The sequence below is a fragment of the Falsiroseomonas bella genome (assembly GCF_003173615.1).
In the GTDB taxonomy this organism is placed as follows: domain Bacteria; phylum Pseudomonadota; class Alphaproteobacteria; order Acetobacterales; family Acetobacteraceae; genus Falsiroseomonas; species Falsiroseomonas bella.
The window spans coordinates 528,756-545,963 of the sequence record NZ_QGNA01000005.1 but is presented as its reverse complement, the minus strand read 5'-3'; the positions used below and the strand labels follow the sequence as shown (position 1 = coordinate 545,963).

13 protein-coding genes are annotated in these 17,208 nt (G+C 71.2%); 4 read left to right on the top strand and 9 right to left on the bottom strand.

Translation table 11 applies throughout. The annotated features are described in order from the left end of the window. Positions 1–24: 24 nt before the first annotated feature. The 4 genes from DFH01_RS23215 to DFH01_RS23200 are packed head-to-tail and all read left to right on the top strand — an operon-like array spanning position 25 to position 4,178. Positions 25–1,011: a TRAP transporter substrate-binding protein gene (locus DFH01_RS23215; RefSeq protein ID WP_158287870.1), complete on the top strand. Its 987-nt coding sequence runs from the start codon at positions 25–27 to the stop codon at positions 1,009–1,011. Further along, complete coding sequence (locus DFH01_RS23210; RefSeq protein ID WP_109872862.1) at positions 1,008–1,472, top strand: TRAP transporter small permease; 465 nt, start codon at positions 1,008–1,010, stop codon at positions 1,470–1,472. Before DFH01_RS23215 ends, DFH01_RS23210 begins: the two co-directional genes overlap by 4 nt. After that, a complete protein-coding gene (locus DFH01_RS23205) occupies positions 1,469–2,740 on the top strand; it encodes a TRAP transporter large permease (RefSeq protein WP_109872861.1) in 1,272 nt (423 codons plus the stop codon). Before DFH01_RS23210 ends, DFH01_RS23205 begins: the two co-directional genes overlap by 4 nt. After that, on the top strand, positions 2,733–4,178 hold the full coding sequence (locus tag DFH01_RS23200; RefSeq protein WP_109872860.1) for an amidohydrolase family protein: 1,446 nt from the start codon (positions 2,733–2,735) through the stop codon (positions 4,176–4,178). The genes DFH01_RS23205 and DFH01_RS23200 overlap by 8 nt, the downstream gene beginning before the upstream one ends. On the opposite strand, the gene DFH01_RS23195 is transcribed toward DFH01_RS23200, so the two are convergent. From DFH01_RS23195 to DFH01_RS23155, 9 genes are all read right to left on the bottom strand, one after another. Beyond that, on the bottom strand, positions 4,134–4,637 hold the full coding sequence (locus tag DFH01_RS23195) for a (2Fe-2S)-binding protein (protein ID WP_109872859.1): 504 nt from the start codon (positions 4,635–4,637) through the stop codon (positions 4,134–4,136). The genes DFH01_RS23200 and DFH01_RS23195 overlap by 45 nt on opposite strands. Then, positions 4,624–5,460, bottom strand: coding sequence for an FAD binding domain-containing protein (locus tag DFH01_RS23190; protein WP_109872858.1), 837 nt, complete (start codon positions 5,458–5,460; stop codon positions 4,624–4,626). The genes DFH01_RS23195 and DFH01_RS23190 overlap by 14 nt, the downstream gene beginning before the upstream one ends. Then, on the bottom strand, positions 5,457–7,808 hold the full coding sequence (locus tag DFH01_RS23185; protein ID WP_109872857.1) for a xanthine dehydrogenase family protein molybdopterin-binding subunit: 2,352 nt from the start codon (positions 7,806–7,808) through the stop codon (positions 5,457–5,459). The genes DFH01_RS23190 and DFH01_RS23185 overlap by 4 nt, the downstream gene beginning before the upstream one ends. A gap of 650 nt (positions 7,809–8,458) precedes the next feature. Further along, on the bottom strand, positions 8,459–9,109 hold the full coding sequence (locus DFH01_RS23180; RefSeq protein ID WP_199231360.1) for a MarC family protein: 651 nt from the start codon (positions 9,107–9,109) through the stop codon (positions 8,459–8,461). 74 nt (positions 9,110–9,183) lie between these two features. Then, the gene (locus DFH01_RS23175) at positions 9,184–9,624 is read right to left on the bottom strand and encodes a hypothetical protein (RefSeq protein WP_109872855.1); all 441 of its coding nucleotides are present in this window, start codon (positions 9,622–9,624) and stop codon (positions 9,184–9,186) included. 59 nt (positions 9,625–9,683) lie between these two features. Next, on the bottom strand, positions 9,684–11,378 hold the full coding sequence (gene aspT / locus DFH01_RS23170; RefSeq protein ID WP_109872854.1) for an aspartate-alanine antiporter: 1,695 nt from the start codon (positions 11,376–11,378) through the stop codon (positions 9,684–9,686). A gap of 71 nt (positions 11,379–11,449) precedes the next feature. Beyond that, a complete protein-coding gene (locus DFH01_RS23165; RefSeq protein WP_109872853.1) occupies positions 11,450–12,676 on the bottom strand; it encodes a sodium/glutamate symporter in 1,227 nt (408 codons plus the stop codon). Between the two features lie 88 nt (positions 12,677–12,764). After that, a complete protein-coding gene (locus DFH01_RS23160) occupies positions 12,765–14,465 on the bottom strand; it encodes an aspartate:alanine exchanger family transporter (protein WP_109872852.1) in 1,701 nt (566 codons plus the stop codon). A 13-nt stretch (positions 14,466–14,478) separates the two neighbouring features. After that, positions 14,479–17,193 (bottom strand): aminotransferase class I/II-fold pyridoxal phosphate-dependent enzyme, encoded by a 2,715-nt coding sequence (locus tag DFH01_RS23155; protein ID WP_109872851.1) that lies wholly within the window; start codon positions 17,191–17,193, stop codon positions 14,479–14,481. Positions 17,194–17,208 lie beyond the last annotated feature (15 nt).

Genomic DNA, 17,208 nt, shown 5'->3' with positions numbered 1-17,208 from the left:
GCCACGAACGAACGGAGCCTGGACATGACCTTCCCCCGCCGCCGCCTTCTCCTGGCCTCGGCCGCCATGCTCGCCGCGCCGCCAGTGGCGCGCGCGCAGGAGGCGCGGACGCTGCGCATCGGCAGCGCGCTCGACCAGCAGCACCCGATCATCATCGGCGCCAACCGCATGGCCGCGCGGCTGGAGGAGCTTTCTGGCGGCAGGCTGAAGGCCGCGATCTTCCCCTCCTCGCAGCTCGGGGCGCAGCGCGAGATGTGGCAGAACGTGCAGGCCGGCGTGCTGGACGGCGTGATCGACGCCACCGCCAGCATGGTGAATTTCGTCAGCCAGTTCGGCGTGCTCGACCTGCCCTATCTGGTGCCCGACCAGGCGGCCGCCTTCCGCCTGCTCGACGGCCCCGTGGCGCAGGAGGAGCTGGTGGCGCGCGGCACGCGCTCCGGCTTCCGCGTGGTGAACTTCTGGGAAGTGACCTTCCGGAACATCTACACACGCCGCCCGGTCAACGCGATGGGCGACCTCGCCGGCATGAAGATCCGCGTCATCCCGAACCCGTCCTTCATCGCGCTGTTCCGCGCGCTCGGCGCAGCGCCGACGCCGATGGCCTTCGGCGAGGTCTACACCGCGCTCCAGCAGGGCGTCATCGACGGGGCGGAGAACGACAACGTCACCTATCTCTCCGTCCGCCATGCCGAGGTCGCGCGCAACCTCGCCATCACCAACCACATGATGCTGGTCAACGCCTTCGTGATGAGCGAGCGGCAGTTCGGCCGCCTGTCGGCCGAGCAGCAGGGCTGGGTGCGCCAGGCCTCGCTCACCGGCCGCGAGGCGGTGACGGAGGAGCGCGGCAAGCGCGAAGCACGCGCCCTGGCCGACATCGCGGCGGCCGGCGTGACCATCACCCGCCCCGACCTCGCCCCCTTCGTCGAGGCCGGCCGCCGCACCTACGCGCAGAGCGAGGAGCGGCTCGGTAAGGAGCTGGTCGCCAAGTTCGCCGCCGCCGTGCGCGGATGAGGCGGCTGGACGACTGGGTGGCGCGGATCGAGGCCGCGCTGCTCGGCCTTCTCGTGATGGCGATGACGGGCGTGACGCTCGCGCAGGTGGTGGCGCGCTACGTGTTCGGCGCGCCGCTGATCTGGAGCGAGGAGGCGGCGCGCTACCTCTTCGTCTGGGTGTCCATGTTCGGCGCGGCGCTGGCGGTGCGCCAGGGCGCGCACTACGCGCTCACCGCGCTGGCGGAACGCCTGCCGCCCGCCGCGCAGCGCGCGGCCGGGGTGGTCTGCATCGTGGTGGCGGCGTGCTTCCTGCTCGTGCTGCTGGTCACCGGCATCGAGGAGATGATGCAGGCCCACCTGCAGGACGCGGCGACGCTGCCGATGCGCATGTCGCTGCCCTATGCGGCGCTGCCGGTTGGCGCGGCGCTGATGCTGTTCCACCTGGTGCTGCGCGCCATCGGCTTCGGCCAGCGGGCATGATCGGCGCGCTGGTGGCCTTCGCGGCCTTCGTCGCCCTCGGCGTGCCCATCGCCTTCGGCATCGGCGCGGCGGCGGCGATCGGGCTGTGGCTGATGGACGGCGTGCCGCTGTCCATCGTCGCCAGCCGCACCTTCGGCGCGATCGACAGCTTCACCTTCCTCGCCATCCCGTTCTTCATCCTGGCCGGCGAGTTGATGGAGACCGGCGGCATCTCCCGTCGCCTGATCGCGCTGGCCACCGCGCTGGTCGGGCATGTGCGCGGCGGCCTCGCGAACGTGACCGTGGTGGCGATGATGCTGTTCTCCGGCGTCAGCGGCAGCACCAACGCCGATGCCGCGGCCGTCGGCTCGGTGATGATCCCGAGCATGCGGCAGAAGGGCTGGGACCCGGCGCGGGCCGGCGCGGTGGTGGCCGCCGCGGCGGGCATGGGCATCCTGGTGCCGCCCTGCCTGACCATGGTGGTCTACGGCTCCGTCACCAACACCTCGATCGCCGCGCTCTTCGCCGCGGGGCTGCTGCCGGCGGTGGTGATGGCGGGCGCGCTGCTGCTGCACATCCGCCTGGAAGGCGCGGGCCCGGCGCCGGAGCAGCGGGTGCCGCTCGCGGGGCGGCTGCGGCACCTGCGCGATGCCGGCCTCGCGCTCGGCCTGCCGGTGATCATCTTCGGCGGCATCCTCGGCGGCGCCTTCACGCCCACCGAGGCGGCGGTGGTCGCGGTGGCCTATGCCGTGCTCGCCGGCATGCTGCATCGGGAGCTGACCTGGCCCTTCTTCTGGGGCGCGCTGGTGCGCTCCGGCATCGCGACCGGCGCGGTGATGCTGATGATCGCCGGCGCCAACATCCTCGCCTGGCTGCTGACGGTGGAGCAGGTGCCGCAGGCGCTCGCCGCGCTGATGACCGAGACGGGCGGCGGGCGCATCGGCTTCCTGCTGTTCAGCCTGGTGGTCTTCGTGGTGCTTTTCGCGCTGCTGGATGGCATCCCGGGCATGCTGATGATCATCCCCGTCTTCGTGCCGATCGCGAAGGAGCTCGGCATCGACCCGCTGCATTACGGGCTGGTGATGACCACGGTGATGGGCATCGCGCTGTTCCTGCCGCCGCTCGGCGTCGGGCTCTACATCGTGCTCGGCATCTCGGGCAGCTCGCTGCCGGCGATCTCGCGCGCGCTCGCGCCCTATCTGCTGACCATGTCGGTGGTCGCGGTGGTCGTGGCACTCTGGCCCGACCTCGCGCTGCTGCTGCCGCGGCTGATGGGGCTGCATGGCTGAGCCGGCGACGGGCTGGGTGATCCGGCCGGGCGGCGCCTGCCTCTGCTGTGCCGCGCAGCGCATCGGCTTCGCGGCGGACCGCGTGACCGAGGCCGCGTCCGTCGCCGCGGAGGATGCGGCCGCGCACTGGATCCTGCCGCCGCTTGCGAACGCGCATGACCATGCGCGCGGCGTCCGCCCCACCTCGCTCGGCGCCTTCGACCTGCCGCTCGAGATGTGGCTCGCCGTGATGACGGGCGCGCCGGTCGCCGATCCCTGGCTGGTGGTGGCCAATGCGCTCGGCCGGCAGGCCCTGTCCGGCCTCGGCGCGATCATGGTGCACTACACGCGCCCGCAGGATCCGGCCCGCGTCGCCGCCGAACTGCGCGAGGTCGCGCGCGCCGGCCGCACGGTCGGGGTGCGCGTGGCCATCGCGGTCGCGCTGCGCGACGAGAACGCGCTGGGCTACGCGCCGGACGAGACGGTGCTGGGCGCCCTGCCGCCCGAGGTCGCCGAGGCGGTGCGCCACCGCTTGCTTCGCGCCCCCGCCCCGCCCGCGGCGCAGATCCGGCTGGTGGAGGACCTCGCCGCCGAGCTCGACGATCCGCTGGTGGACGTGCAGTACGGCCCCTACGGCCTGGAGTGGTGTTCGGAAGCGCTGCTGCGGCTGGTTGCGGAGCGCAGCGTGCTGACCGGGCGGCGCGTGCACATGCACCTGCTGGAGAGCCCGATCCAGCGCGCCTATCTCGACGCCGCCTTTCCGCAGGGGCCGCTGCGCTTCCTCGACGAGATCGGCCTGCTCTCGCCGCGGCTGTCCATCGCGCATGCGGCGCATCTGCGGCCGGAGGAGATTGCGCTGCTGGCCGAACGCGGCGTCGCGGTCAGCATCAACACCTCCTCGAACCTGAATTTGCGCAACGGCATCGCGCCGGCGGCCGAGATGCACCGCCAAGGCGTGCGCCTGGTGACCGGCCTCGACGGCTTCAGCGTGGACGACGACGACGACGCGCTGCGCGAGCTGCGGCTGAACTGGATGCTGCATCGCGGCGTCGGGCTCGAGGATGGCTGGCCGCTGCACGCGCTGCTCGAGGCCTCCACCGTCGCGGGGCGGGAGGCGCTGGGCGGCGGGCGCGACCCGACCCCGCTCGCGCCCGGCGCCGCTTCCGACCTGCTCGTGCTGCGCCGCGACGCGGCGGATGTGCTGATCCCGGCCGAGGAGCCGGCGCTGCTCGCGCAGCGCGCCACGCGCGCGCATGTCCGCCGCCTGGTCGTCGCGGGCCGTGAGGTGGTGCGCGACGGCCGCCTGACCGGCCTCGACCTCGATTCCGCTCGCGCCGAGCTCGATGCGCAGGTGCGCGCCGGCGCGGCGGAGGCGCGCGCCTGGCGCGAGGTGGCGCGCCGCTACGCGGACGGGCTACGCGCCTTCTACGCCGCCGGACTGCAGCGCCGCGGCGGCTGAGGCGACGGCATCCACGATCTGGTGGTAGCCGGTGCACCGGCAGTAGTTGCCGGAGAGGTGGTCGCGGATCGCCTCGCGCGAAGGCGACGGCTCGCGCTGCAGCAGCTCGGCCGCCTGCAGGATCATCCCCGGCGTGCAGAAGCCGCATTGCAGCCCGGCATGGGCGACGAAGGCCTCCCGCAGCGCCGCGACCTCGGGGCCGGTCGCCGCCTCGATCGTCTCCACCGCGCTGCCATCGGCCTGTACGGCCAGCACCAGGCAGCCGCGCACCACCGCGCCGTCGAGCCGGATGTGGCAGGCGCCGCAGACGCCATGCGCGCAGCCGACATGGCTGCCGGTCAGGCCGAGCTCGGTGCGCAGCCATTCCACCAGCGTCTGGCGCAGCGGCGCGCGGCCGGCGACGCGACGGCCGTTCACGGTGCAGGCGATCTCGGCCAGGGGCTCGTCAGGCGGCAGCATGCAGGGCCTCCGTCGCGCGGCGCAGCAGCACCTGTGCGAGATGCAGGCGGTATCCGGCCGGCGCCTCGGCCGAGCCGAGCGGTTCCAGCAGGGCGGGAAGGCGCGAGGCGGCATCCTCTCCAGCGACCAGCGCCGCCTCCACCGCCGGCAGCCGCCGCGGCGCCGCCTCGACGCCGCAGAAGCCGAGGCGCGCTTCCACGATGCGGCCCGCGGTGCATCGCGCCATCACCGCAAGCCCCGCCAGCGCATAGTCGCCCCGTCGGCGCGCGACCTCGGCGAACCAGGGCGTCCAGCCGGCCGCGCGCGGGATCTCCACGCGCAGCAGCAACTCGTCGCTGCGCCGCGCCGTTGCGTAGAGGCCCTGGAAGAAGTCCGCGGCCGGCACGCGCCGCTCGCCGCCCGCCGAGGCCAGCACGATCGTCGCATCGAGCGCCACCATGCAGGCGGGCAGCTCGGCCGCGGGATCGGCCAGGGCGAGGCTGCCACCAAGCGTGCCGCGGTTCCGGATCGCCGGATGCGCCACCTCCTCCAGCGCGCGCGGCAGCAGCGGCGCCTCGGCCGCCACCAGCGGATGCGCCAGCACCGCGGCGTGGCGCGCCATCGCGCCGATCCGCAGCACCCCGCCCTCCAGCGCGATCGCGTCGAGCCCGGCCACGCGGTTGAGATCCACCAGCAGCGCCGGCCGCGCGACGCGCATCGCCATCATCGGCATCAGGCTCTGCCCGCCGGCGAGCGGCGCGGCCTCCTCGCCGCCGCGCGCGAGGATGCCAAGCGCCTCCTCCAGCGTCGTCGGCCTTGCATAGGCGAAGCGGGCCGGCGTCATGCGAGCCGACCCAGCGCGCGCAGCACCGCGACGGGATGGATCGGCAACTCCGTCACCACGCCGCCGCCCGCGGCCAGCAGCGCATCGTTCACCGCATTCAGGATCGCCGCCGGCGCGCCGCAGGTGCCGGATTCGCCCGCGCCCTTCGCGCCCACCGCGCTGCCGGCATAGGGCACCTCGACATGCGCCAGCGCGATGTCGGGGATGTCGGTGGCCATCGGCAGCAGGTAGTCCGCCAGCGTGCCCGACAGGAACTGCCCGCTCTCCGCGTCATAGCGGCACGCTTCGAGCAGCGCCTCGCCGATGCCCTGCGCGACGCCGCCGCGATACTGGCCGTCCACCAGCAGCGGGTTCAGCACGCGGCCGCAATCGCCGACCATCCAGTGGCGCAGCACGCGCACCAGCCCGGTCTCGCCGTCGATCTCGACCAGCGCCGCCTGCAGGCCGTTATTGGCGAGCGTCACATCCTGCTCGCGCCGGTAATGGAAGGTGGCGGAGAGGCCGGGTGTCACGCCCTTCGGCATCTCATGCCCGCGGAACAGCATGAGCGTGCCGAGCTCCGCGAGCGTCATCCGCGCCGCGCCGGCCGCGTCCGTCACCACGCCCTCGCGGATGTCGAGGCTGTCCGGCGCCGCCTGCAGCAACGCGCCGGCGGCCTCGAGCAGTTGCGCACGCAGCGCGCGCCCGGCGCCCCAGGCGGCCTCGCCCCCGATCGCCGCACCCCGGCTGGCCCAGGCGCCGCCGCCATGCGGCGCCGCCTGCGTGTCGCCGGCGCCGACGCGCACCGCCTCCGGCGCGACGCCGACCGCATCGGCCAGCACCTGCGCCAGCCCTTGCGTGATGCCCTGGCCGATCTCGGTGATCGAGGCCTGGGCGCTGATCTCGCCGGTCGGTTCCAGCGTCGCGACCACCGTGTCCGTCGCCGCGACCGCGACATGGCCCGCGCCGTACACGGCGGGGCCGGAGGCGGTGTATTCCACCGTGAAGGCCAGGCCGAGGCCGAGCAGCCGCCCCGCGGCGCGGCCGGCTTCGATCTCCGCCTGCAGCGCCGGCAGGTCGATCAGCGCCTTCGCCGTCTCCAGCACGGCGTGATGATCCATGCCGTGCTGCGCGGCGCCGAACGGGTTGACCCAGGGCATCTCCGCGGTGCGCAGCAGGTTGCGCGCACGGAAGGCGAGGGGATCCTCGCCCCGCGCCCGAGCCGCCTTGTCCACCAGGCGCTCCGTCACCGCACAGCCGACCGGCGCACCGACCGCGCGATACTGGCCCGTGGCGACCTTGTTCTGCAGCACGCTGTCCACGCGCGCGCGGCCATGCGCGAAGCGATAGGGCGCGCCGATGCTGCGCACCACGCTGATCGCCTCCACCGTGCTGCTGCGCGGATACACCGAATAGGCGCCGAGCCCCTGCAAATCGTGCAGGTCGAAGCCGAGGATCCGGCCCTCCGCATCCACCGCCATCCGCGCGGTGACGACATGCTCGCGCGCATGGATGTCGGCCAGCAGCGCCTCCATCCGGTCCGAGACCCAGCGCACCGGGCGGCCGAGCAGCCGCGCGGCGGCGGCCACCGCCATCTCGTCCTGGTAGACATGCATCTTGATGCCGAAGCCGCCTCCGACATCGCTGCAGATCACGCGCACGCGGTTGACCGGCAGGCCGAGCTGCTCGGCCAGATGCAGCCGCATCTGGTGCGGCATCTGGTGCGAGAGGCGCACCGTCAGCGCGCCCGTGCCCGGCTCCCATGTCGCCAGCGCGCCGCGCGGCTCGAGCGGGACGCCGGTGTGGCGGGTGAAGACGAGGCGCTCCTCCACCACCAGCGCCGCGGCGGCGAAGGCGGCGTCGGGATCGCCGCCGCCGATCGTCGCACCCCAGGCGCGGTTGGTCTCGCTGCCCGGATGCACCGGCGGCGCGCCGGGCACGAGCGCCGCCTCGGGCGCGGTGACGGCGGGCAGTTCCTCCCACTCCGCGAGGATCGCCTCCGCCGCATCCTCGGCGATGGCGCGCGTGGCGGCGAGCACCATCGCCACCGGCTCACCCTGCCAGGTCGCGCGCCCCTCCGCGAGCGGCGCCTGCCGCGGCGAGACGAGGCCCGGGAAGCTGCGCGATTCCGTGCGCCAGGGCCGGCAGACGGCAGCGAGGTCGGAAGCGGTCAGCACCGCCTCCACTCCCGGCAGCGTCTTCGCGGCGGCGACATCCAGCGCGAAGCGTGCATGCGGCAGGGGACTGCGGAGGAAGCAGGCTTGCAGCTCGCCGCGCTCGGCATGGTCGTCGAGGTAGCGGCCGCCCCCTGCAACAAGGCGCCGCGCCTCCGGCCTCGGCATGGCGCGGCCAATGGCCGATGCAGTCATGCGCGATCCGCTCCTCCCGGTCGCCGGCACTGAAGCGGAGGCGCCACGCATCCGCAAGACCCGGCCATCGGCGGGGTAACGCTGCCTGGGGCATGCAAGCCGTGGAAACCGTCACCTCTCTCCGCGCTGCGCGGCGCTCATCGTCGGACGCCGCGGCGCGTGGCCGTCGCCTCCACTCACCCGGTCCGGCAGCCCCGCGCCAAGGCGCACGCAAGTCGCGCACGAGCCGATCAGGTCGCGTCACGCGCGCCGTGTCGCATGAAGGACGGCAACGCGCCTCCCCGCCGTCCAGTCGTCGGCAGGTCAGCCGATCAGCGCCGCGCCGCCGCAAGGCAGTGGAGGGAGAACGCTCGCGGAGAGAGCTGGGCCGTCGGAAAGCAATTCCCGCGACATCCGCCGGCCGGGGTGGCCAACGCGTCGGTGGCGAAGCCGCAAAGAAACGGCGCCGCAAGCTTGGCGGAGGGCGGCATACCTCAGGGAACTGGCGGAGGAAGTGCTCCCGGATTCGAACCGTCGCCGCTGGCTCGCCTTGTGCGGCTAACGCCAACGCCGTCGCGCTCAATCGGTGAGCATGTCCTGGCTATCGACCAGGGTCTGACGGCGGCGCAGTTTGCCTGCGCGGCCGCGAACAGACCGCAAGCGAAGCCTGGCTATCGTAGCGCAAGCATGGGCCTCAGCCAATCAGAGGCACCAGTCAGCATGATCTCGGCACCGACGCAGAGAAGGAGGAAGGCCGAAAGGCGCGTGATCACCAGCGTGCCTTCCGCGCCGAGCAGGCGCGCCATGCCACCTGCGCGTCCGTAGGCGTGCCATATCGTCAGTGCAATCAGGACGGCGACGATGACCGAGGCAACGGATGCCAGGAGAAGATCCGGCAGGTCGCCCTGCCGCCCAGCGCCAAGCGCAATCGCCGCGGCGATCGAGCCCGGTCCGGTGGTCAACGGGATGGTCAGCGGGAAGAACGCCGTCCGACGCGCATGGTCGAAGCTGCCCGGCCCTGCCGCCGCTCGGTCCGGCGGCTGCAGTTCCGCGTTCAGCATGTTCCAGCCGGCCACAGCCACCACAAGCCCGCCGGCCAAACGCAGCGCGGGCAGCGAGATGCCGAAGAAGCCAAGGATGGCGCTGCCGAAGAACAGCGACACGATGAGCACCGCGAATGCGTTCAGCGCAATCCGCCGCGCCAGCTTCGCGCGATCGGCCTGGTTCAGGCCGATCGTGCGGTCCAGGAACACGAAGGCCAGGCCATAGGGGTTGATGATGGCGAACAGCGTGCCGAAGCCGAACAGCACGTCGCCAAGCACGCGTGCCGCCACGAAGCCGTCCAACAGCATCGGCTACCCCTCTGCCTGCGATAGCGGGCAGGTCGCCAGGCTCGTCATTCCTCCAGGCTGATGACCAGGCCGCCTTCCCCGATGCGCAGCGTTGCGCCGGCGCGTGCAGAGCGCAGCCGGAGGCGAACGCCGCGCTGGTTTCGCAACGAGTGCACTTCCACCGGGCCGTCGGCCGCACCGCGGCCGCCTTCGATCTGGGTGTAGGTGCCGGGGAAATCGGACAGGCGCCGCAGGTTGAAGACCTCGCCCTGCGCGCGGACGGTGCTGACCCCGGCGCCGGCTGCGCTCAGCCCCTCGATCGCGAAGGCGTGCACCTCCCCCTGGTAGCGCAGCCGGCCGCCGCCGATCGCGCCGCTGCGGCCGAACAGGCCGATCCGGACCTCCTCGATCCACAAGCTGGCATCCGGATTCGGATCCTCGGCGGCGCCGAGGAACAAGGCGCCGGCAGCGGTCAGCAGCGCCCGGCGCGGCGCGTGGCGGGTCATTCCCATCTCCCATGCATCGCGCGCCCGCGGCGCGGCGCCGATTGCGCACCGCTGCCACCTTATCGGGCAACCAGGCCGACGATGACAGTCCCCCATGTGGTCAGCAGGATGTGCCCGATCGGTACGGCCGGGGTGTAGCCGAGCACTGCGACGGTGCTGCCCGACTTGTCCTGCACAGCGGCGAGTCCCGCGGTCATGGTCTGCGCGCCAGCCAGGCTGCCGAGCAGCAGCACGGGGTTCATCTTCAGCAGATAGCGCCCGACATACAGGCCGACGAAGAGCGGCGCGAGCGTCACCAGGACACCTCCGAGGAAAAGGCCGACCCCTGCCTCCGCGAGCGCCTCGAAGAAGATCGGTCCGGCGTGCAGGCCGGTCATCGCCACGAAGGCGGCGAGGCCGAGCGAGGTCATCAGGGAGATCGCGCCATCCGGGATGCGCCCGAACAGCGGCATGCGCGTGCGCAGATGCCCCACCAGGAGGCCGGCCAGCAGCGTACCCACGCTGGTGCTGAGGGAGATGTGCATGCCACCGATCGGCAGTTGCACCAGCACGCCGACGACACCGCCAAGGAAGATCGCGAGGCCCAGCACGACGAAATCCGTCGTCTCGGTCGGCTGCACCACCGGGCCGATGCGTTCCGCCACATCCGCGATCACCGCATCCGGACCCACGATGCTCAGAAGATCGCCCCGTTCGACGATCGTCTCGAGCGAGAACGGGATCGCCTCCCCGCCGCGCGTGATACCGTTGAGGTAGATGCTGCGCGCCCAGTCCGCCTGGGCCATCTCGCCCAGGCTGCGCCCGGCCGCCTCGCCGCGGGTCACCAGCACCTGGCGCGCGGCAAGGGGAATGTCGAGCAGCTCGCGGTCCTCGACTTCCTCCGCCTGCGGGCCGATCTCCTGCACCAGCACCTCGCGGAGGCCAGCGAGCGCGATCACGTCGCCCGCCTGCAGCCGCAGCGCAGGGTCGGCCGGGATGATCTCGCGATCACGACGGATGCGCTGGATGTAGAGGCGATGCCCGGGCTTGAGCTGTCGTGCCTCGGCCAGCGTCATGCCGACCACGGGCGCAGTGGGCGGGATACGGAAGGCGCGCAGTTCCACCCGCCGCCATGCGGAGACGACGCCCGGCTGTGCTCGTGTGATGCCGAGCTTCTTCTCCAGCGCGAGCGATTCCGCCTTGAGGTCGATCCCGAGCAGCCGTGGGCCGACAGTGCCACAGAAGACGATCACGCCGATCGCGCCGAACAGGTAGCAGACCGCATCAGCGACAGCGATGTGCGCCACCAGCCGCGCACGTTCGGACTCCGGCAGCGGCAGCGCGTTGATCGCCTCCGTCGCGGTGCCCATCGCAGGGCTCTCGGTGAGAGCTCCGGACACCAGGCCCGCAGCGAAGCCGGCATCGAGCCCGAGAACGCGCGCCACGACATAGGCAGTCGCGAGACCGGTGAAGGCCATGATCACGGCGAGCGCAATCGGCCTGGCCCCGTCGCGCTTGAGCGCGGACATGAATTGCGGCCCGACCGAGTAGCCGATGCCGAAGAGGAAAAGCAGGAAAAGGAACGACTTCGCCTGCGACGAGACGGGGACATGCGCGAACTGGCCGATCAGCACGCCGGCGAAGAGCGAGCCGGTGACGGCGCCGAAGCTGAAGCCGCCGAACTTCAGCGCGCCAAGCCAGTAGCCGAGGCCGATCGCCAGGAAGACGGCGAATTCGGGATACCTCTCCAGGAAATGGCTGAGCCATTCGAGCATCGCCGCCCCCCCTCGCGGTCAAGTCCAGGGCAGGTGCGCCGGCACCGGCGCCCTTGCCTCCTGCCCGCGCATCATCGCGCGATGGCGAAGAACGGCAAGGCGAGGAATCCCTTGGCCACGAAGGCGTTGGCGAGATCGACGAAGAAGGATCCGGCCAGCGTGATCAGCAGGAAGGCCTTCGGCGCCGGGCCGTAGCGCCGCACGACCTCGTCCATGGTAGCCATGGCGACCGGCATGGAGGACAGGCCGAAGCCGAGGAACCCGCCGGCCGCCACGGCCGCCTCGTAGTCGCGCCCCAGCAGGCGGAACAGGACGAAATAGGCGATTGCGACCGTCACCCCGATCTGGATGACGACGTTGATGACCAGGGGGAGGAGGATCTGCGCCACCGAGATCAGCGGCGTAGCCATCAGCGCGATCACCAGGAAGAGCTGCAGGGCAATCGCACCGCCGCGCTCGATCGGCGCGAAGGCGAGCTTCATGCGCAGCGCGTCGGCCAGGTTGGTGATGACGACACCGGCTATCATCGCCGAGAGGAAGCCTGGCAGCAGCAGTCCCGCGCCGCGCGCGACATCGTTCAGGTACTCACCGATATAGACCGCAAGCGCGATCACGAAGACCGACGCGAGGAGCGATTCGAGCTGATCGCCGCCCTCCTTCGGCTCAGCGGGCGGGCCGGCAGGGACAACAGCGGGTTCCGTGGGCGCACCGGCAGCCGCACCGGCGGCCAGGTTGTGCCGCCGGACGATCCAGCCGGTGATGGGGCCTGCCACCAGGGCGCCGCTGATCACGGCCAGCGTCGCGGCGCCAACGCCCACGACCTGCGCCCCGGCGAGGCCCTGGGCCTCGAGTTCCTTCGCCCATGCCATCGCGGTTCCGGGTCCGCCGACGAAGGAAAGCGATCCGGCAAGCACGCCATAGGCCGGGTGCGCGCCCCAGGCCGCGGCGAAGGCGGCCCCGCCGAGGTTCTGCGCCATCAGCGCCGCCACGGTCACGGCGCAGAGGATCAGGAGTGGCTTGCCGCCGCTGAGCAACGCACTGAGCTTCGCCGAGAGGCCTATGGTGGTGAAGAAGATCAGCAGCAGCGCGTCGCGGGTTCGTGCACCGAAGGCGACATCGACGCCGAGCGCGAGCTGCCCGAACAGCACAAGCAGCGCCACGACCAGGGCGCCGACCACCGCATTCGGCATGTCGATCCGGCGGAGCAGGGGGACGGCCTGCCGGATGGCCTTGCCCGCGAACAGCGCAGCGATGCCCACCAGAAGCGTCGTGAGCTCATCCAGCTCGTAGCGCACCATCAAGGCGTGCTCCCATTATCGGCGACGGGAGCTGCCGCGGGACCGCCCGCGGCAGCGCCTCTTGGCATGCGACGCGACACGCCGTGGCCTACTGCGCCAGCACCATGGCGAAGTAGCCGAACACGGTGAGCAGCACGCCCGAGACCGCATAGGCCACGGGGAAGCCGATCCACGGCACGTTGGACTGGATCTCCACCGCCGCTTCCCGGCAGGGGCCCGAATGGCTGCGCGCACCCGCGACGCCGCCCATCAGGATCGCCGGATTGAACTTGAAGACGTAGAGCCCGACCATCCACACGATGAAGGGCGGCACGCTGCAGGCGATGAAGCCGACGAGGAAGATCTTCAGCGCCAGCATGCCGGTCAGCTGCGCCAGCAGCGAGTTACCGGCGTTGATGCCGACGATCGCCACGAAGACGATCAGGCCGAGATCCTCCAACACGTTCCGCGCGGCCGCCGGGGTGTTGCCGAAGAAGCGCAGCCGCGAGGCGAGGGAGGAGACGATCACGCCGGAGACCAGCAGGCCGCCGGCATTGCCCAGGCCCACTTTCGCGCCGAAGGCAGGGAACTCGATGGCGCCGATCAGGAAGCCGAGGATCATGCCGAGCGAGAGGGTCAGCAGGTCGGTCGCCGTCGAGGGGCGCACGACACGGCCGAAGGCGTTGCCGATCTTCTCCACCGCGGACTTCAGCCCGACCACGGTGACGAGGTCCATCCGCTGCAGCGTCGTGTCGTGGCCGATCGGGATCGGCACGCCGGAACGCTCCAGCGAGACGACCTGGATGTGGTCCGCGCCCGGAAGCGCGCGCCATTCCTCGCGCGTCTTCTTCAGCATCTCCTTGTTGGTCACGAGGATCTCGGCGCGGTCGAGCGGCAGGTCGAGCGCCACGCGGTCCGAGACCTCAGGGCCGATCAGGCCCATCTTCTCCGTCATCGCCTCCCGCCGGCCGCCGAGGGCGATGATGTCGCCGCGCTGCAGCCGCTCCTGGTCCAGCGCGCCGAGCGCCTGGCCGTCGCGCACCAGATTGACGAAGCGGTACTCGGGATTCTCATGCAGCATGTCGCGCATGGTCCGCCCCACCCAGGCGTCGTTCTCGAGGCGGTAGGCGCGCAGCCCGCCCGCCGTCCAGCCCGACAGCGCCGGCGTGTCGCCGGAGGCGACGCCGTGCTCCTTCTCGTATTCCCGCGCCGCGGCCTTCGCATCGATGCCCCACCACTTCGGCAGGTACTTGGTGATCAGGATGATGCCGACCGTGCCCCAGATGTAGGTGATGCCGTAGGACAGCGCGATCATCGCGGTGACGCTGTTCGGGTCCGTCCCCGGCGGCAGCGCGACCGCGCCGGCGGTGACCGCCTGCTCGGCCGAGCCGATCGCCGCCGACATGGTCTGCGAACCGGCAAGGATGCCGCCCGCGGCACCAGGCGGCAGGTCGAGGAGATTGACGCCACCGACGACGAGCAGCAGGCCGGCGAAGCAGGAGACGATCGCGAGAACCGTGAACTTGATGCCGTCCCCGCCCAGGCTGTTGACGAAGGACGGCCCGACGCGCAGCCCGACCCCGTACATGAAGAGGTAGTAGAACAGGCTCTTGGTGAAGTTGTTCAGCTCCAGCTTGTGGCCGTAGAGGGAGGCCCAGACGGACAGGCCGCAGCCGACGATGATCGCCGCCGCGACCATGCCGAGGCCGTAGCCGCCGACGCTCTGCCGTCCCAACCAGACGGCCATGCCGACGGTGACGAAGAGCAGGATGTAGGGGTTGGCGGCGAGCCAGGCGAAGAAGGCGTCCATCGCTGTCTTCTCCTCAGCGCTTCGACCGGGCCGCGATGGCGTCGGGCCTCAGCAGCTTGAGGCCGCGCTCGCGCTCGTAGCCATGGATCTCCTTCACGTCGAGCTTGCGCATGAAGTCGATCGTCTCCTGCGTCAGCACCTGGCCGGGCACCATGATCGGGAAGCCCGGCGGATAGGGGATGACGAAGTTGGCCGAGACCATCTCCGGCCCTTCCCGCAGGCGCCGGTCGCATTCGGCGCCGAACAGCGGGACGTATTCGCAGAGCTCCGGCTCATAGGCGCCGAAGAAGGCCGCGCGCATGTCGCCTTCCGGCGAGTCGCGGCCGGCATCGGCGCGGAACACGTCGTGGAAGCGGGAGAAGTTGGGCAGGTCCGGCACGTCGGTCATCAGCGCCTTCACACGCGCGGCGAAGGCCTGCCGCGCCACGTCGCCGCCGCTCTCCAGCCGCTTCTCGATGCCGTGGCAGATCTCCACCAGCACGCGGATCAGGTGCGCCACGTCGCTGCGCGTGTTGTTGATGTTGGACTGCAGCAGCACCGAGTTGCGCGAGGTCTTGTTGAGCTGGATGTCGTATTCGCTGGCCAGCAGCCCCTTGAACTGCGTGCCGTCGAAGCCCGCGGTGCCACACACCAGCGTCATGCGCGTGGGATCGAGGTAGAACTCGTCCTCCCGCATGGCCTGCGCAACGGTCGCCCAGTTGACGCCCGGCGAGAGGTAGTCCGTGAAGCCCGACTGCCGGTACTCCGCCGGGATCATCGCGTCCGCCCCCAGCACCCGGAAGTAGCGCGAGATCAGCGGATGCTCGTTGACCGACTTGCGGATGGCGAGCGCGATCTCGATCGCGTTCATCACCAGGCCGTAGCCCTCCAGCTCCATCTGGCGGCGCGCGACGTCGAGGCTGGCGATGAGCTGCTGGTTCGGGCTGGTGGAGGCATGGGTGAAGACCGCTTCGTGGAACTGCGCCTCCACCGTGTGGAAGTCCACATCCTTCACCAGAAGCATGGAACCCTGCCGGATGGCGGACATGGATTTGTGCGTCGAGTTGGTCTGGTAGACCCGCAACCGGACCCGGCGCGGATCGGGGACCAGCCGCGTCTCCAGAAGCGCCTCGTCGGTCGGGTTCTCGCCGAGGGCCGCGCGCTGCTTCTCATGCGCGGCGACGGAGGCGGGGTCGCGCAGCCAGGCCTCGATGTCGGCGGCGGCGCCCATCGCGGTGCGCGGCCGCAGGAAGGGCGAGAAGCGCGCGAAGCCGGACCACGCCTCGTCCCAAAGGAAGATGAGGTCCGGCTTGATCGCCAGGCATTCCTCCATCACGCGGCGCACGTTGTACATGTGGCCGTCGAAGGTGCAGTTGGTGAGGTCGAGCATCTTGAGGCGATCGAGGCGCCCCTCGGCGCGCAGCGTCAGCAGCGCGCGCTTGATGGTGCGCAGCGGCACGGCGCCGTACATCGAGTACTCGGTCATCGGGAAGGCTTCGACGTAGAAGGGCTGCGCACCGGTCAGCACCATGCCGTAGTGGTGCGACTTGTGGCAGTTGCGGTCCACCACGACGATGTCACCCGGCTTGGTGAGCGCCTGCACCGCCATCTTGTTGCTGGTGGAGGTGCCGTTGGTGACGAAGAAGACGTGGTCGGCGCCGAAGGCGCGCGCCGCCATCTCCTGCGCCTTCTTGATGTTGCCGGTGGGCTCGAGAAGGCTGTCGAGGCCGCCCGTCGTCGCGCTGCTCTCGGCGAGGAAAAGGTTGATGCCGTAGAACTCGCCCATGTCGCGGATCCAGTCGGAGCGGAACACCGACTTGCCGCGGGCGATGGGCAGGGCGTGGAAGGTGCCGATCGGACGCTGCGCGTAGCGCTTGAGGTTGTCGAAGAAGGGCGTCTCGTAGCGGTCGCGCACGCCTTCCAGCACGGCCAGGTGAAGCTCCAGCGGCTCCTCGATGGCGTAGAAGATGCGCCGGACGCAGTCGGCGGCCGGATTGCCGGCAAGCTTTTCCACCTCCCGGTCAGAGAGCAGGAAGATGTCGAGCTCCGGCCGGATGCGCTTCAGCGCGCCGGCAAGGCGAAGCGCGGAGACGTCGGTGTCTTCCGGCTCGCCGAACGGCTCCAGCACCGCGCGCAGCACGGGCGCGTCGTGGCGCGAGCGATAGGGGAAGCCTTCGGCGACGACGACGGAGGCGATCGCCGTGTTGATCGCCGCGGCGCAGAAGGCGTCCTCGAAGGAGCCGACGAAGACGGGCTCGTAGACGAAGGCGTCCTCCGGCCGGCGGAGGCGGCGGATCTCCGCCGCCAGAGCGGACCAGCGCGACGCCGGCTGGCTCGTGACGAACAGCGCCTCGAAATAGGGTCGGTGTCCGCCGACGTCCTCGTCGAGGGCGGGCGGCAATACCTCCGCCAGTTCCGATCCGGCGCGGTCGTCGTGGACATCCCAGTCGCTCGGCCGAGTGCGGTAGGAACGCGTCAGCAGCGCGTTGGAGATGCGGCGCGCCAGGCGTGCGACGCCGCCGGGATCGTCGCTGGCGATACGCTCGGCCAGAACGCCGAAGAGACGCGGACCGGGATAGGCGTGAAAGGCCTCGGTCGGGCCGAGCGCCGACACCGCAGCCTCGAGGTCCGAGCGTGCGGCGGCGCCGCGCGCCCAGGCATCGGCGAGATGTGTGAGCTCCCGCCAGCCATCGGCCCGGCCCGCATGCGCCAGCGTGAACTGGTCGATGCGTGGTGCGCTGCTGCTCATGTGCCGCTCCGTTCT

Coding starts and splice junctions, on each gene's coding strand:
- DFH01_RS23175 (WP_109872855.1), bottom strand. CDS start 9,624: ATGACCCGCCACGCGCCGCGCCGGGCGCTGCTGACCGCTGCCGGCGCC.
- DFH01_RS23195 (WP_109872859.1), bottom strand. CDS start 4,637: ATGCTGCCGCCTGACGAGCCCCTGGCCGAGATCGCCTGCACCGTGAAC.
- aspT (WP_109872854.1), bottom strand. CDS start 11,378: ATGCTCGAATGGCTCAGCCATTTCCTGGAGAGGTATCCCGAATTCGCC.
- DFH01_RS23210 (WP_109872862.1), top strand. CDS start 1,008: ATGAGGCGGCTGGACGACTGGGTGGCGCGGATCGAGGCCGCGCTGCTC.
- DFH01_RS23185 (WP_109872857.1), bottom strand. CDS start 7,808: ATGACTGCATCGGCCATTGGCCGCGCCATGCCGAGGCCGGAGGCGCGG.
- DFH01_RS23160 (WP_109872852.1), bottom strand. CDS start 14,465: ATGGACGCCTTCTTCGCCTGGCTCGCCGCCAACCCCTACATCCTGCTC.
- DFH01_RS23190 (WP_109872858.1), bottom strand. CDS start 5,460: ATGACGCCGGCCCGCTTCGCCTATGCAAGGCCGACGACGCTGGAGGAG.
- DFH01_RS23205 (WP_109872861.1), top strand. CDS start 1,469: ATGATCGGCGCGCTGGTGGCCTTCGCGGCCTTCGTCGCCCTCGGCGTG.
- DFH01_RS23215 (WP_158287870.1), top strand. CDS start 25: ATGACCTTCCCCCGCCGCCGCCTTCTCCTGGCCTCGGCCGCCATGCTC.
- DFH01_RS23155 (WP_109872851.1), bottom strand. CDS start 17,193: ATGAGCAGCAGCGCACCACGCATCGACCAGTTCACGCTGGCGCATGCG.
- DFH01_RS23165 (WP_109872853.1), bottom strand. CDS start 12,676: ATGGTGCGCTACGAGCTGGATGAGCTCACGACGCTTCTGGTGGGCATC.
- DFH01_RS23200 (WP_109872860.1), top strand. CDS start 2,733: ATGGCTGAGCCGGCGACGGGCTGGGTGATCCGGCCGGGCGGCGCCTGC.